General features: G+C 70.6%; 17 protein-coding genes. 8 read left to right on the top strand and 9 right to left on the bottom strand.

Annotated elements, in window-relative coordinates; all coding sequences use genetic code 11:
- Nucleotides 1–9: 9 nt before the first annotated feature.
- The gene (mca, locus tag DEJ47_RS23990; RefSeq protein WP_150171504.1) at nucleotides 10–891 is read right to left on the bottom strand and encodes a mycothiol conjugate amidase Mca; all 882 of its coding nucleotides are present in this window, start codon (nucleotides 889–891) and stop codon (nucleotides 10–12) included.
- A 115-nt stretch (nucleotides 892–1,006) separates the two neighbouring features.
- Here mca and DEJ47_RS23985 point away from each other — a divergent pair, with 115 nt between their 5' ends.
- Both DEJ47_RS23985 and greA read left to right on the top strand, forming a co-directional pair.
- Entirely contained in the window at nucleotides 1,007–1,438 is a 432-nt protein-coding gene (locus DEJ47_RS23985) for a DUF4307 domain-containing protein (protein ID WP_150171502.1), read from the top strand.
- Nucleotides 1,439–1,614: 176 nt separating this feature from the next.
- Nucleotides 1,615–2,112 carry a transcription elongation factor GreA gene (greA, locus tag DEJ47_RS23980; RefSeq protein WP_150171500.1) on the top strand — a complete coding sequence of 166 codons (498 nt, stop codon included), beginning with the start codon at nucleotides 1,615–1,617 and terminating at the stop codon, nucleotides 2,110–2,112.
- A 66-nt stretch (nucleotides 2,113–2,178) separates the two neighbouring features.
- Here greA and msrA read toward each other — a convergent pair whose 3' ends face one another.
- The gene (gene msrA / locus DEJ47_RS23975) at nucleotides 2,179–2,889 is read right to left on the bottom strand and encodes a peptide-methionine (S)-S-oxide reductase MsrA (protein ID WP_150171498.1); all 711 of its coding nucleotides are present in this window, start codon (nucleotides 2,887–2,889) and stop codon (nucleotides 2,179–2,181) included.
- An 81-nt stretch (nucleotides 2,890–2,970) separates the two neighbouring features.
- The gene (locus DEJ47_RS23970) at nucleotides 2,971–4,089 is read right to left on the bottom strand and encodes a hypothetical protein (RefSeq protein ID WP_150171496.1); all 1,119 of its coding nucleotides are present in this window, start codon (nucleotides 4,087–4,089) and stop codon (nucleotides 2,971–2,973) included.
- A gap of 101 nt (nucleotides 4,090–4,190) precedes the next feature.
- Between DEJ47_RS23970 and DEJ47_RS23965 the strand changes: the two genes are divergently transcribed.
- Nucleotides 4,191–5,345 carry a cystathionine gamma-synthase gene (locus tag DEJ47_RS23965; RefSeq protein ID WP_150171494.1) on the top strand — a complete coding sequence of 385 codons (1,155 nt, stop codon included), beginning with the start codon at nucleotides 4,191–4,193 and terminating at the stop codon, nucleotides 5,343–5,345.
- On the opposite strand, the gene DEJ47_RS23960 is transcribed toward DEJ47_RS23965, so the two are convergent.
- The 3 genes from DEJ47_RS23960 to DEJ47_RS23950 all read right to left on the bottom strand — a co-directional run bounded on the left by DEJ47_RS23960 (nucleotide 5,346) and on the right by DEJ47_RS23950 (nucleotide 6,659).
- Entirely contained in the window at nucleotides 5,346–5,597 is a 252-nt protein-coding gene (locus DEJ47_RS23960; RefSeq protein WP_150171492.1) for a hypothetical protein, read from the bottom strand.
- On the bottom strand, nucleotides 5,597–6,076 hold the full coding sequence (locus DEJ47_RS23955; protein ID WP_150171490.1) for a sigma factor-like helix-turn-helix DNA-binding protein: 480 nt from the start codon (nucleotides 6,074–6,076) through the stop codon (nucleotides 5,597–5,599). The genes DEJ47_RS23960 and DEJ47_RS23955 overlap by 1 nt, the downstream gene beginning before the upstream one ends.
- 64 nt (nucleotides 6,077–6,140) lie before the next feature.
- Nucleotides 6,141–6,659, bottom strand: a complete 519-nt coding sequence (locus tag DEJ47_RS23950; protein ID WP_150171488.1) for a MarR family winged helix-turn-helix transcriptional regulator — start codon at nucleotides 6,657–6,659, stop codon at nucleotides 6,141–6,143.
- A gap of 156 nt (nucleotides 6,660–6,815) precedes the next feature.
- On the opposite strand from DEJ47_RS23950, the gene ilvA reads away from it, so the two are divergent.
- From ilvA to DEJ47_RS23935, 3 genes are all read left to right on the top strand, one after another.
- The gene (gene ilvA, locus DEJ47_RS23945) at nucleotides 6,816–8,057 is read left to right on the top strand and encodes a threonine ammonia-lyase (RefSeq protein WP_150171486.1); all 1,242 of its coding nucleotides are present in this window, start codon (nucleotides 6,816–6,818) and stop codon (nucleotides 8,055–8,057) included.
- Between the two features lie 226 nt (nucleotides 8,058–8,283).
- Nucleotides 8,284–9,291, top strand: a complete 1,008-nt coding sequence (locus tag DEJ47_RS23940; RefSeq protein ID WP_150171484.1) for an ATP-binding cassette domain-containing protein — start codon at nucleotides 8,284–8,286, stop codon at nucleotides 9,289–9,291.
- Nucleotides 9,288–10,151 (top strand): ABC transporter permease, encoded by an 864-nt coding sequence (locus tag DEJ47_RS23935; RefSeq protein WP_161236355.1) that lies wholly within the window; start codon nucleotides 9,288–9,290, stop codon nucleotides 10,149–10,151. The genes DEJ47_RS23940 and DEJ47_RS23935 overlap by 4 nt, the downstream gene beginning before the upstream one ends.
- Before the next feature lie 13 nt (nucleotides 10,152–10,164).
- Here DEJ47_RS23935 and DEJ47_RS23930 read toward each other — a convergent pair whose 3' ends face one another.
- Nucleotides 10,165–10,683, bottom strand: a complete 519-nt coding sequence (locus DEJ47_RS23930) for a hypothetical protein (RefSeq protein WP_223828471.1) — start codon at nucleotides 10,681–10,683, stop codon at nucleotides 10,165–10,167.
- A gap of 97 nt (nucleotides 10,684–10,780) precedes the next feature.
- Between DEJ47_RS23930 and DEJ47_RS23925 the strand changes: the two genes are divergently transcribed.
- Together DEJ47_RS23925 and DEJ47_RS23920 are read left to right on the top strand one after the other, a co-directional pair.
- Nucleotides 10,781–11,428: a ClpP family protease gene (locus DEJ47_RS23925; RefSeq protein ID WP_165283422.1), complete on the top strand. Its 648-nt coding sequence runs from the start codon at nucleotides 10,781–10,783 to the stop codon at nucleotides 11,426–11,428.
- A gap of 17 nt (nucleotides 11,429–11,445) precedes the next feature.
- Nucleotides 11,446–12,057: a ClpP family protease gene (locus DEJ47_RS23920; RefSeq protein ID WP_150171480.1), complete on the top strand. Its 612-nt coding sequence runs from the start codon at nucleotides 11,446–11,448 to the stop codon at nucleotides 12,055–12,057.
- 9 nt (nucleotides 12,058–12,066) lie between these two features.
- Here DEJ47_RS23920 and DEJ47_RS23915 read toward each other — a convergent pair whose 3' ends face one another.
- Nucleotides 12,067–12,462, bottom strand: a complete 396-nt coding sequence (locus tag DEJ47_RS23915) for a helix-turn-helix domain-containing protein (RefSeq protein ID WP_150171478.1) — start codon at nucleotides 12,460–12,462, stop codon at nucleotides 12,067–12,069.
- 86 nt (nucleotides 12,463–12,548) lie between these two features.
- Nucleotides 12,549–13,433 (bottom strand): helix-turn-helix domain-containing protein, encoded by an 885-nt coding sequence (locus DEJ47_RS23910; RefSeq protein WP_150171476.1) that lies wholly within the window; start codon nucleotides 13,431–13,433, stop codon nucleotides 12,549–12,551.
- Nucleotides 13,434–13,527 lie beyond the last annotated feature (94 nt).

The raw sequence follows: 13,527 nt of genomic DNA, 5'->3' as shown, positions 1-13,527 counted from the left end.
ACGTTCACGCTAGGCATTGTCGCGGATGCCCGCAAAGAGGTCGTCCTCGGGGAGGGAAGTATCGACGAGCGACTTCGCGAGCTCGTACTCCTCCGTGGGCCAGACCTCCTTCTGGATCTCCATCGGCACCCGGAACCAGCCGCCGTCGGGGTCGATCTGCGTGGCGTGCGCGATCAGGGCCCTGTCGCGGGTCTCGAAGTAGTCGGCACACGGAACGTGCGTGGTCAGCGTGCGCTCGACCCGCTCGAACTCGTCCCAGCGCTTGAGCCAGTCCCCGTAGGGCGACTCCAGGCCGCGGTCGAGCATCGCCTGGTGCAGCGCCTCGGTGCGCGGACGGTTGAAGCCCTGGTTGTAGTAGAGCTTCTGCGGCTGGAAGACCGGGCCGAACTCGCTCTCGGGGTACTTCTCGGGGTCCGCGGCACCGTCGAACGCCACCATCGTGATCTTGTGGGTCATGATGTGGTCGGGGTGCGGGTATCCGCCGTTCTCGTCGTAGGTCGTGATCACCTGCGGACGGAAGGAGCGGATCTGGCGGACCAGCTCACCGGCCGCCTTGTCGACGTCCTCCAGGGCGAAGCAGCCCTCGGGCAGCGGCGGCAGCGGGTCGCCCTCGGGCAGACCGGAGTCGACGAAGCCCAGCCAGTCCTGCTTGACGCCGAGGATCTCGCGGGCCTTGTCCATCTCCTTCCTGCGCACCTCGTGGATGTTCTCCTGGATGTAGGTGTCACCCTGGAGCTTCGGGTTGAGGATGTCGCCGCGCTCCCCGCCCGTGCAGGTCACGACATGCACATCCACCCCTTCGGCCACGTACTTGGCCATGGTGGCCGCGCCCTTGCTCGACTCGTCGTCGGGGTGGGCGTGTACGGCCATCAGTCGCAGCTGCTCAGTCAAGACTCGATCCTCAAGGTATTGGGCGCCCTCGTGATTCCGGCGCATCAGGCGGCTTCTATAGTGACGGAACCGGGGGGCGGAAAATTCCGGCATCCCCTGTTCCTGGAGGACGATCATGGCGGCGGCGGGCTCGAAGCTCCCCGAGGGGCACGCACCGGGGCTTCCCGAAGGGCGGTACGGCCGCTCGCGCACGGCCGACGAAGCCGCCGACCGCAAGCTGAAGATCGTCGGTTCGGTGCTCGGCGTCGTGCTGCTCGGCGTCGTCGGCTGGTTCGGATACGACTACATCAACGGTACGAAGCTCAGCGGCGAGGTCATCAAGTTCGACGTCGTCTCGGACCACGCCGTCAAGGCGCACCTGGAGGTCCGCAAGGACGCCGGGGCCAAGGGCTACTGCACCCTGCGCTCGCAGGCCGAGTCGGGCGACGAGGTGGGCCGCAAGGACTTCCGCTTCGACGAGCACACGGACCGCGTCGACCGCGTCGTCACCCTCCGCACGACGAAGAAGGCCACCAGCGTCGAGCTTCTGGGCTGCCACTCCGACTGACGTCGGGCAGCTTCACGGCCGCCACCTGCGTCGACCTGCGCCTACGCAAATCTGATGGCTTATGTCCTCCCCCTTGGGCGCCTGAATTGTTAGGCTCGTGGTTTCGCCCACCCGAGAAGGAACATTCTTCTGGGTAGGGCGATGCTTTGTATTCCCAGTACCTACGAGGAGCACCTGTGACCCAGACCAGCGACAACGTCACCTGGCTGACCCAGGAGGCGTACGACAAGCTCAAGGAAGAGCTTGAGTACCTGTCTGGTCCCGCGCGCACCGAGATCGCGGCGAAGATCGCGGCAGCGCGTGAGGAGGGCGACCTGCGTGAGAACGGCGGGTACCACGCGGCCAAGGAGGAGCAGGGCAAGCAGGAGCTCCGCGTCCGCCAGCTGACCCAGCTCCTGGAGCACGCGCGGGTCGGCGAGGCCCCGGCCGACGACGGCGTCGTGGAGCCCGGCATGGTCGTCACCATCGCCTTCGACGGCGACGAGGACGACACGCTGACGTTCCTGCTCGCCTCCCGTGAGTACGCGAGCGCCGACATCGAGACGTACTCGCCGCAGTCCCCGCTGGGCACCGGCGTGAACGGCAAGCGGGTGGGCGAGGACGCGCAGTACGAACTGCCGAACGGCAAGTTCGCCTCGGTCAAGATCCTCGCGGCCAAGCCGTACTCCGGCTGACGCCTGACTTCTCGGACCTGACAGAGCCCCGGCGCGAAGCGCGCCGGGGCTCTGTCGTGTTCCCGCCTACTGCTCCGCCGTCTGCGGCGCGGGCGCGATCCCCGTCGGGCAAGCACGGCCCCAGTTCGTCTCGGACGGGCTGTCCAGCTGGAGCCCCGTCCCGCCGATGCCGCAGTACCCGTCGGGGTTCTTGTCCAAGTACTGCTGGTGGTACGCCTCCGCCGGCCAGAACGTGCGGTCGGCCGCCGGGAGGACCGTCGTCGTGATCGTGCCGTGGCCCGCGGCCGTCAGGACCTTCTGGTACGCCGCCAGGGACGCCGTCGCCGTCTCCTCCTGCTCGGGGGAGTGCGTGTAGATCGCCGAGCGGTACTGCGTGCCGACGTCGTTGCCCTGGCGGAAGCCCTGCGTCGGGTTGTGGGACTCCCAGAACAGCTTCAGGAGCTCGGCGTACGTGACCTTCGTCGGGTCGAAGACGACGCGGACCGCCTCCGTGTGGCCGGTCAGGCCGGAGCACACCTCTTCGTAGGAGGGGTTCTCCGTGAAGCCGCCCTGGTAGCCGACGTACGTCGTCCAGACGCCCTCGGTCTGCCAGAACTTGCGCTCCGCGCCCCAGAAGCAGCCCAGCGCGAAGTCCGCGACCTCCAGGCCGTCGGGGTAGGGGCCGAGCAGCGGGTTGCCGAGGACCGTGTGGCGCGAGGGGACCTCGAATTCCGGGGTCGCCCGGCCCTTCAGGGCCTGCTCGGCGGTGGGGAGCTCGGGCGTGCGGCCGAAGATCATGCGGTCTCTCCTCGTGCGTGACTGGGGTCTACCTCGTCAACGTATGGACGGGGTGACGCATTCCGGCCGGGGCGGCCCCGCTCAGTGCGGGAGCGTCGCCGGGCTGCCGCCGTTCGCCTCGTATCCGGCGACCGCCAGGGCCCGGTACACCGCGTAGTCGGAGGCGGGGTCCTCGGAGAGCGTCCAGGGCAGTGCGCCCACGTGGCCGTCCACGTGGACCAGCTGGTTCATCGCCTCCGACCAGCGCTGGCAGCGGACCAGGAAGAAGACCAGGAGGTGCCGGACGTGCGCCAGCATGGGGTCGTCCGCGCGCGCGGAGTGCACCGCGAACAGCGCGCCCTCGACGGCCTTGGTGACGACCTCGCTCTCGTAGAACCCGCGCACGAGGTTGACCTCGGGCAGGTGCTCGTACACCGCGAAGAGGGGCAGCGCCGCGAGGAGTGAGCCGCGCGGCGCGCGGGCAGCGGCGGCCTCCGCGAAGTCGTACGCCAGGTCGCGCGAGCCGTGCCACTTCTCGCACCAGTAGTGCAGGGCCGCGAGGTGCGCGCCCATGTGCGCGGGCGCGCGGTCCAGGATCTTCAGCCACAGCTGCTCGAACTCCTCGCGCGGGTACGCGAGTCCGCGCGCGATGGAGAGCTCGATGATGTACGGGACCGGGTCACCGGGGGCGAGCAGCGCCGCCTGCGCGCACGCGTCCTTCGCCTCCTCCAGGATGATCCGGAACTCGTCGGTGCCCTGCTCCGCCGTGCGCCATGCCTGCTGGACGAGGAACTCGGCGTGCACCGCCGCGCCGCCCGCGTCCTTGGGCGTCTCGGCGCGCCATACCCGCAGCCACTGACCGCCGGGGTTGTCGCTGACGCCGCCGGGCCGCTGCTGCAGCTCCAGCGAGGCCGCGCCCGCGAAGGCCTGCACGCGCTGCCAGCGCCGCTCGCCGTGCGTCTCCGTGCCGGCGAGCAGCTGCGACGCGGCCTTCCACTCCTGGGTGCGCTGCACGAGGTCGAGCACTTCGAGGAGGTCGGTGTCCGGTCCCGGCATGCGGATGTCCAGCTCCTCCTGGCGGAGGAATCCGTAGTTCGCCGGGTCCGCGGCGTCCGGCGAGCCGGGGGCCACCTGCCGGATTCCGCCGCGCCTGCGCAGCAGTACGGGCCCGAGGACCGCACCGATCATGATCACCGCGAACAGGAACCAGAGAATCTCCATGACACAAGCGAACCAGACGCGTCGGACAATTGGCCAACCTGCCGGGACGTACCCGGACCGACCCGGCAGAAGGGCCCGTGCGCGCACTACGCTCAGGCCGCATGAGTGACTCGCACAGCACGCAGAGCTTCGAAACCGTGGCCATCCACGCGGGCAACACCGCCGACCCCCTCACCGGCGCCGTCGTCCCGCCCATCTACCAGGTCTCGACCTACAAGCAGGACGGCGTCGGCGGCCTGCGCGGCGGCTACGAATACAGCCGGAGCGCCAACCCGACGCGAACCGCCCTCGAGGCGAACCTGGCGGCGCTGGAGGGCGGCAGCCGTGGCCTCGCGTTCGCGTCCGGTCTCGCGGCCGAGGACTGCCTTCTCCGTACGCTGCTCAGCCCCGGCGACCACGTCGTCATCCCCAACGACGCGTACGGCGGCACCTTCCGTCTCTTCGCGAAGGTCGTCTCGCGGTGGGGCGTGGAGTGGTCCGTCGCCGACACCTCCGACCCGGAGGCCGTGCGCGCGGCGCTGACCGACCGCACGAAGGCGATCTGGGTGGAGACCCCCTCCAACCCGCTGCTCGGCATCACCGACATCGCCGCGGTCGCGCAGATCGCCCGCGAGGCCGGCGTGCGCCTCGTCGTGGACAACACGTTCGCGAGCCCCTACCTCCAGCAGCCGCTGGCGCTCGGCGCGGACGTCGTCGTGCACTCCATGACGAAGTACATGGGCGGCCACTCGGACGTCGTCGGCGGCGCGCTGGTCGTCAACGACGCGCAGCTCGGCGAGGAGTTGGCGTACCACCAGAACGCGATGGGCGCCGTCGCCGGGCCCTTCGACGCCTGGCTGGTGCTGCGCGGCATCAAGACCCTCGCGGTGCGCATGGACCGGCACAGCGAGAACGCCACCAAGGTCACCGAGATGCTGACCCGTCACGCGCGCGTGAGCAGCGTTCTCTACCCGGGTCTTCCGGAGCACCCCGGTCACGAGGTCGCCGCCAAGCAGATGCGGTCCTTCGGCGGCATGGTGTCGTTCCGGGTGGAGGGCGGCGAGGAGGCGGCCGTCCAGGTCTGCAACCGGGCGAAGCTGTTCACCCTGGGCGAGTCCCTCGGCGGCGTCGAGTCCCTCATCGAGCACCCGGGCCGCATGACGCACGCCTCCGTGGTGGGCTCCGCCCTGGAGGTCCCCGGTGACCTCGTACGCCTCTCGGTGGGCATCGAGTCGGCGGACGACCTCGTCGCCGACCTGCAGCAGGCGCTGGGCTAGTCACCAGCGGGTCAGGGGTGGAGTCGTGTCCGTCGGCGGCTCCACCCATGGCCGGGCGACGGACGCCCACACGACGAACACCACCGCGGCGACGAACAACAGGGTCCAGAACGCCCGTCGCGCCGCCGTACGGCGCCGCAGCGCCCGGCTGCCGCGCCGTACCGCGTCGTCGAGGAGTTCGGGCGGCACAGCGGGCGTCGCGCCCTCCAGGATCCGCCGGATCGCCTCTTCCTTGCGCTCGTACTGGCTCATCACGGCGCCGCCCCGCTCAGTGCCCGGGCCGGCGCGGGCCCGCGCGGCGGGTGCAGCACCGCCGTGATCGCGCGGGCGCACATCACCCGGACCCGCTCGGCGGGCAGCCCGAGGAGCGCCGCGGTCTGCTCCTCCGCCACGCCTTCGTACACGCGCAGGACGAGAATCAGCCGTTGCTGGGGGCTCAGCGGCCCCAGGACCCCGCCGTGGCCGCGGTGGCGGCGCCAGGCAGCGCGCGCGAAGCGCAGGGCCACCTGCTGGCGGGTGCGGTCGTACGGATCCTCGCCGCGCAGCCGGTCCCACGACGCGTACGTGTGCGCGAGCGCCGCGGTCAGCAGGGCACGCGCGCGTGGGTTGTCGTCGGGTGGTTCGGCGGTGAGCAGTGTCGCGGCATGCAGGAGCCGCCCTGCCGCGCCCGCGACGAACGCCTCGAACTCCCGGGCACGGCGGGCGCTCTGGAGCGCCTGCCGTTCTCGCACCGTGCCTCCCGGCTGGAAGGAAGGGGGATCCCGGTCTCATATGAGGCCAGAGGCGGGGCCGGGGTCAAGACTCCGGAGTGGCCGGACCCTCTCCCCCGGGTGCCGCCTGGGAGGTCTGCCGCGCGGAGAGGGCGGAATTGAAGCGGGTGAGGAGCGCACAGAAGCTCTCGCGCTCCGCCGGGTCCCAGTCCTGCGTCAGCTCGGCCATCAGCTCGCGCCGCGAGGAGCGCACCTCGTCGAGTCTGGCCTGGCCGCGCGGCGACAGCTGGAGCACCACGGCCCGGCCGTCCTCGGGGTGCGAGGTCCGCTTGACGAGGCCGGTGTCGACGAGCGGCGCGACCTGCCGGGTCACCGTCGAGGAGTCGATGCCCATGCTCGCCGCGAGCGCCTTGACGCCCATCGGCCCCTCTTTGTCGAGGCGGTTGAGCAGCAGGTACGCGGCGCGGTCCATGGAGTTGCGGACCTGGCCGACGCCGCCGAGACGGGTCTGCTCCGCGCGGCGGGCGAAGACCGCCACCTGGTGTTGCAGGCTGTCCAGGAGGGCGGGATCGCTGGCGGTCGTCATGTCCGGAGTTGTGGGCATGGCCGGGGGCTCACTTCATGCGAGGGCGATGGGTTGGGGGACAGGGTACGCGGCCGGGGCGCGGACCGTACCTGCGCTGCGCAAACCCACCCGATAACGGTCTCGATCCCTGGTCGTCCCAGGAGGACTCGGGCAGGGGCTGCAAGACTTGCCGTCATGAGCTACCGCACGCCGCACTCCTTGCCGAAGTCCCTCCATACGGTGACCCTCGATGACGTACGCGGTGCGCAGAAGATGCTCTCCGGAGTGGCCCGGACGACGGCGATGGAGGGCAGCAGGTACCTGTCGGGCCTGGTCGGGGCGCCCGTGCACCTCAAGTGCGAGAACCTCCAGCGGACGGGTTCGTTCAAGCTGCGCGGCGCGTACGTACGGATCGCGGGTCTGCTCCCCGAGGAGCGCGCCGCCGGGGTGGTCGCCGCCAGCGCGGGCAATCACGCCCAGGGTGTGGCGCTCGCCTCCTCGCTCCTCGGCGTGCGCTCCACGGTCTTCATGCCCGCCGGTGCGCCACTGCCCAAGGTCGCCGCGACGCGTGACTACGGAGCGGAGGTGCGGCTGCACGGTCAGGTGGTCGACGAGACGCTGGCCGCCGCGCAGGAGTACGCGTACCGGACGGGCGCGGTTTTCATCCACCCCTTCGACCACCCCGACATCATCGCGGGGCAGGGCACGGTCGGCCTGGAGATCCTTGAGCAGTGCCCCGAGGTGCGCACGCTCGTCGTGGGCATCGGTGGCGGCGGGCTCGTGGCGGGCATCGCCGTGGCGGTGAAGGCGCTGCGCCCCGACGTGAAGGTGATCGGCGTCCAGGCCGCCGGGGCGGCGGCCTATCCGCCGTCGCTCGCCGCGGGCCACCCGGTGTCGATCAGGAACCCGGCGACGATGGCCGACGGCATCAAGGTGGGCCGCCCCGGCGACGTACCGTTTCAGCTCGTCGGGTACCTCGTCGACGACGTCGTCACGGTCTCCGAGGACGAGCTCTCCAGCGCGCTGCTGCTCTGCCTGGAGCGGGCCAAGATGGTCGTCGAGCCGGCCGGGGCCAGCCCGGTGGCGGCGCTGATGAGCGACCCGAAGGCGTTCGAGGGTCCGGTGGTGGCGCTGCTCTCGGGTGGCAACGTGGACCCGCTCCTGATGCAGCGGATCCTGCGTCACGGCATGGCGGCGGCGGGCCGCTACCTCTCGCTGCGGCTGCGCCTGACGGACCGGCCGGGCGCTCTCGCCACGATCCTCGGCGTCCTGACGGAGGTGGACGCGAACGTTCTGGACGTGAGTCACGTGCGCACGGACCCCCGGCTCGGGCTGACCGAGGCCGAGGTCGAGCTGCACCTGGAGACGAAGGGTCCGGAGCACTGCGTGGAGGTGCGGTCGGCGCTGCGGGCGGCGGGTTACACGGTCATCGACTGAGGCGGGGCGCCGACGCCGTCCCTCACGCGACCTCGCCCCTCACGCGACTTCGGAAAAATAGCTGAGCCAACGCGATGTATCGCGTTATGGTGTGCTCCTCGTCACCTGTCCGCCCACCCCAGCTGTCGCCGGGCGTCGGAAGTCCGGCAAATCTAAGCTTTTGCGTAGCAATTCGCCCGAACGCTGGAAACCACCCGAAGTGAATCCACAACAGGGGAGAACCCACATGCCAGGCGCCATCTACGCCGAAGGTCTGGTGAAGACCTTCGGTGACGTACGGGCTCTGGACGGCGTCGATCTGGATGTCCCGGAAGGTACCGTGCTCGGCCTCCTCGGGCCCAACGGCGCGGGGAAGACCACGGCGGTCCGCTGTCTGACGACGCTGCTCACGCCCGACAGCGGCAAGGCGGTCGTCGCGGGCATCGACGTGCTGAAGCACCCCAACGAGGTCCGCCGTTCCATCGGGCTGTCCGGCCAATTCGCCGCTGTCGACGAGTATCTGACGGGCCGCGAGAACTTGCAGATGGTCGGTCAGCTCTATCAGATGCGGGCCAAGGAGGCGAAGGCCAGGGCCGCCGAACTGCTCGACCGGTTCAACCTCTCCGACGCGGCCGACCGCCCCTCCAAGACGTACTCCGGAGGCATGCGCCGCCGCCTCGACCTGGCCGCGGCGCTCGTCGTCTCGCCCCCCGTGATGTTCATGGACGAGCCGACCACCGGGCTCGACCCGCGCAACCGCCAGCAGCTGTGGGAGGTCATCCAGGAACTGGTCTCGGGCGGCACGACTCTGCTCCTCACCACGCAGTACCTCGAAGAGGCCGACCACCTCGCGCACGACATCTGCGTCGTCGACCACGGCCGCGTCATCGCCCGCGGCACCTCCGACGAGCTCAAGGCGCAGACCGGCGGCGAGCGCGTCGAGGTCGTGGTGCACGACCGCGAGCACATCGCCGCCGCCTCCGAGGTCCTGCGCGGCTTCGGCAAGGGCGAGGTCGCCGTCGCCGAGCACACCCGCAAGCTGACCGTCCCCGTCACCGGTGGCGCCAAGCTCCTCGCCGAGGTCATCCGCGAGCTGGACGTCCGCGGCATGGAGATCGACGACATCGGCCTGCGCCGCCCGACCCTCGACGACGTCTTCATCTCCCTCACGGGGCACGTCGCCGAGGCCGCGGACGACACCGACGGAGACGGGGCCGCCGCAAAGACCAAGCGCAAGAAGGAGGCCGACAAGTGAGCACGGCAACTGAGGCGAGGCAGTCCCTGGCGCCCCGGCCCACCGGCGGCATCGGTCAGTCCGTGCGGGACTCGCTGGTCATCGCCCGCAGGAACCTGATCCGGATGTCACGCATCCCGGAGATGGTCCTGTTCGGGGTCATCCAGCCGGTGATGTTCGTGGTCCTGTTCACGTACGTCTTCGGCGGGTCCATGAAGATCGGCAACAGCACCGACCCCGATGTCTACAAAGACTTCCTGATGGCGGGCATCTTCGCGCAGACCGTCACCTTCGCCACGGCGGGCTCGGCGGCGGGCATCGCCGACGACATGCAGAAGGGGCTGGTCGACCGATTCCGCTCGCTGCCCATGGCGCGCGGCGCGGTCCTGACCGGACGCACGGTCGCCGACCTCGTGCAGACCGCGATCACCCTCGTCGTCCTCGCGGTCGTGGCGCTGCTCGTCGGCTGGCGGACGGGCTCGGCGGAACCGACCAACGCGGGCCGGATCCTCGCCGGCTTCGGGCTCCTGCTCCTGCTCGGGTACGCGTTCACCTGGATCGGCGCCCTGATCGGCCTCTCCGTCCGCACGCCGGAGGCGGCCACGTCGGGCGGCATCATCTGGCTCTTCCCCGTCACGTTCATCTCGAACGCGTTCGTGGACTCCAGCCAGATGACGCCCTGGCTGCGGCACGTCGCCGACTGGAACCCGTTCAGCGCCATCGTCCAGGCCTGCCGCCAGCTCTTCGGCAACCCGGGGGTCTCACCGTCCGACGCCTGGCCCATGCAACACCCGGTCTGGGCCTCGCTGCTCTACTCGGTCCTGATCGTCCTGATCTTCCGCACGCTGGCGGTACGCAAGTACCGGTCGGCGCACGGCTGATCGCCGGGGTTCCTCAGTCGACCCCCAGATCGCGCCGCATCACGCGGCGTAGCTCCGCGACCGTCGCGTCGTTCTCCGCCTCCAGCCTCTCGAAGGCCTCGCTGTCCGCCGTCACGCCGATGAAGGCGGATCTGGCCGCCGCGACGACTTCGGGCGGGGCGGTGATCGCAAGCTGGTGACGGAGCTCGTACGCGCCGGGGGCCAGGAAGCGGGCACGCACCTCACGGGCGTGCTCCGCACTGCCGGGCCCCGGGCCGTCCGCGGTCCGCGCCGCTTCGTGCAGCGCCGTGCGGACGCGGGAGAGCGCCGCCGTGTACTCGGCGTACAGCTGTCGCCGCGTCGCCGTCTCACTTTCCGCGCTCTCGCGCCGCCACCGGTTCCGGTCGGCCGGCAGCGTGGCGCCGACGCCGATCCCCGCGCCCAGCAGCGTACTTACGGGCGATATCCACTCCACGAAGACCCTCCACCGGGACCCGACCTCGGCGCCCGGCTCCGCCCTGCCCCGCCGCTCTGCCCTCAGCGAATCTGCCACGGGCCGAGATTTCTGACAGCGGGCTTCGGCGCGGGCAACAGTGGTGGTGAAGCGGGGCGTTGGGCCTCGCTTCGGGGAAGCGGGAGGCGTTATGGGCATGAGCGTACGGGACAGGGAGCGGGACGTGCGGGGGGAGGACGGGGAGACCGTGCCGTCGCGGTTCGACGATCACCTCGCCGCGCAGTTGCTCAACCAGCGCATCGTGTTCCTCGGGACGCAGGTCGACGAGGTGTCCGCCAATCGCGTGTGCGCGCAGATGCTGTTGCTGTCCGCGGAGGATCCGAAGACTGACATCTCCCTCTACATCAACAGCCCCGGCGGGTCCGTCACCGCCGGGCTCGCCATCTACGACACCATGCGGCTCATCCCCAACGACGTGGCGACCCTCGCCATGGGGTTCGCCGCCAGCATGGGGCAGTTCCTGCTCAGCGTCGGCACGCACGGCAAACGGTTCGCGCTGCCCAACGCGCGGATCATGATGCACCAGCCCTCCGCCGGCATCGGCGGCACCACCGCGGACATCGCCATCCAGGCCGAGAACCTGGAGTTCACGAAGCGGACCATCGAGCGGCTCACCGCCGAGCACACCGGGCAGAGCGAGGAGACGATCTCGCGGGACGGCGACCGCGACCGGTGGTTCACCGCCGAGCAGGCCAAGGAGTACGGGATGGTCGACCACGTGGTCGCCTCGCTGGACGACGTACGGCCCGCCGGGTCGAAGCGCCGTATCGGGCTCGGCATCTGAGAACGGGAGGAAGAGCGATGAGTCAGTACACCATTCCCACCGTCGTCGAGCGCACCCCGCAGGGCGGAGAGCGCGCCTACGACGTCTACAGCCGGCTGCTCTCCGAGCGGATCATCTTCCTCGGCACGGAGATCGACGACGGAGTCGCCAATGTCGTCATCGCGCAGCTGCTGCATCTGGAGTCGTCGGCCCCCGAGCGCGAAGTCTCCCTCTACATCAACTCGCCCGGCGGGTCCTTCACTTCACTCATGGCCATCTACGACACGATGAGCTTCATCAGCGCGCCGATCTCCACGTTCTGCGTCGGACAGGCCGCGTCCACCGCCGCCGTCCTGCTCGCCGGGGGCGACCCCGGGCGGCGGTTCGTCCTCGACCACGCGCGCGTGCTCCTCGGGCAGCCCGCCAGCCGCGGGCGCCAGGGGACGGTCTCCGATCTCGCCCTGGAGGCGCAGGAGATGCTCCGGATCCGCTCCCAGGTCGAGGAGGTCCTCGCCCGCCACACGCACCACGACATCGCGACGCTCCGCGCCGACATGGACCGCGACAAGGTCTTCACGGCGCAGGAGGCCGTCGTGTACGGGCTCGCCGACCAGGTGCTCAGCAGGCGGTCGCTGCCCGCCGCCGCCTGAGGCGGCGCGTCACGCCGCCAGGCGCACCTCGCCCTGGAACGACGCCCTGGCCGGCCTCGCGCGGGGAAGGCCGGCCAGGCGCGTCTGGGCCAGGGAGAGCAGGTCGGGCAGGCCGAGGCCGAGCGCGTGGGCGGCGGCCGCGAGGACCTCGGAGGAGGCTTCCTTGCGGCCGCGCTCCAGCTCGGAGAGGTACGGCATGGAGATCCGGGCGGCGTCCGCCACGTCCTTGAGCGTGCGCTCCTGCGCGAGCCGCTCACTGCGCAGGACGTCGCCCACGACGTCCCGCCAGAGCGGCTCCTTGCCCGCCGCGGGCTCCTTGGACGGAGCGGGGTTCGGCGCCGCCTTGACCGGGCGCAGGTGGATGACGCGGGCTTCGTTCGCCTTCTGGCGCTCTTGGCTGCTCACGGCCCCAGCGTAGGAGCGATACGGTCGTCGGTGCAGAGTGGAGCGTTCCGCCTCCCGCGAAATCAGCCGGACCCGGCACGCACCGCTCACTTCCGCTGCGAACCCACCGCCGACGCGTCCCGCCCCCAGCTGGCGAGCAGCCGCAGGCCCTGAGCGGACGCCGAGTCCGGCTCCGCGTGGTACATCAGCAGGGACTGGTCGCAGTCGTCCGGCAGCCGCAGTGTCTCGAAGGACAGGGTCAGGTCGCCCACCAGCGGGTGGTGCAGGCGCTTCACGCCGTGGCCCTTCTCGCGGACGTCGTGCGTGGCCCACAGGCTCCTGAACTCCTCGCTCTTCACGGAGAGTTCACCGACCAGGGAGGAGAGTTCGGAGTCGTTCGGGTAGCAGCCCGCGTCCATGCGCAGGTAGCTGACGATGTCCGACGCCTTCTGCTCCCAGTCCACGAAGAGATCGCGCGAACGCGGGTCGAGGAAGCAGATGCGCGCCCAGTTCCGGTCGGCCGGCGCGAGCTCGCCCCAGTCGCCGAAGAGCGCCGCGGCGAGCGCGTTCCAGCCGAGGATGTCCGTGCGGCGGCCCACCACGTACGCGGGCACGGACTGGACGGAGTCGAGGAGCTGCTGCAGCGCGGGCCGCATGTGCTGCTGGCGCGCCGCCCGCTTCTTCTTGAGCGTCTTCGGCTTCGCGAGCCGCGTCAGGTGGGCGTGCTCGGCGTCGGTCAGGCGCAGGGCACGCGCGATGGCGTCGAGCACCTCGCCGGAGACGTTGCGGCCGTTGCCCTGTTCGAGCCGGGTGTAGTACGCGACGGAGACCCCGGCGAGCTGGGCGAGCTCCTCGCGGCGCAGGCCGGGCACCCTGCGGTGCCGGCCGAAGTTCGGCAGGCCGACGTCCTGGGGCTGCAGCCGCGCCCTGCGGGTGCGGAGGAATTCGCTCAGCTCCGCCCGACTGTCGAGGAGCGCGGGGTTCTCGTCCATGCTGTCCAGTATCCAGGCTCGCCGGCCGGGAAACGGGGGCGCAGGCCCGGGAGCCTGTCCCCGCCAGTGGTAGGCACAGTGGTCGTAGGCAGAA

It is taken from the genome of Streptomyces venezuelae, from assembly GCF_008642355.1.
In the GTDB taxonomy this organism is placed as follows: domain Bacteria; phylum Actinomycetota; class Actinomycetes; order Streptomycetales; family Streptomycetaceae; genus Streptomyces; species Streptomyces venezuelae_B.
This window is presented reverse-complemented; position numbering and strand designations above follow the sequence as displayed.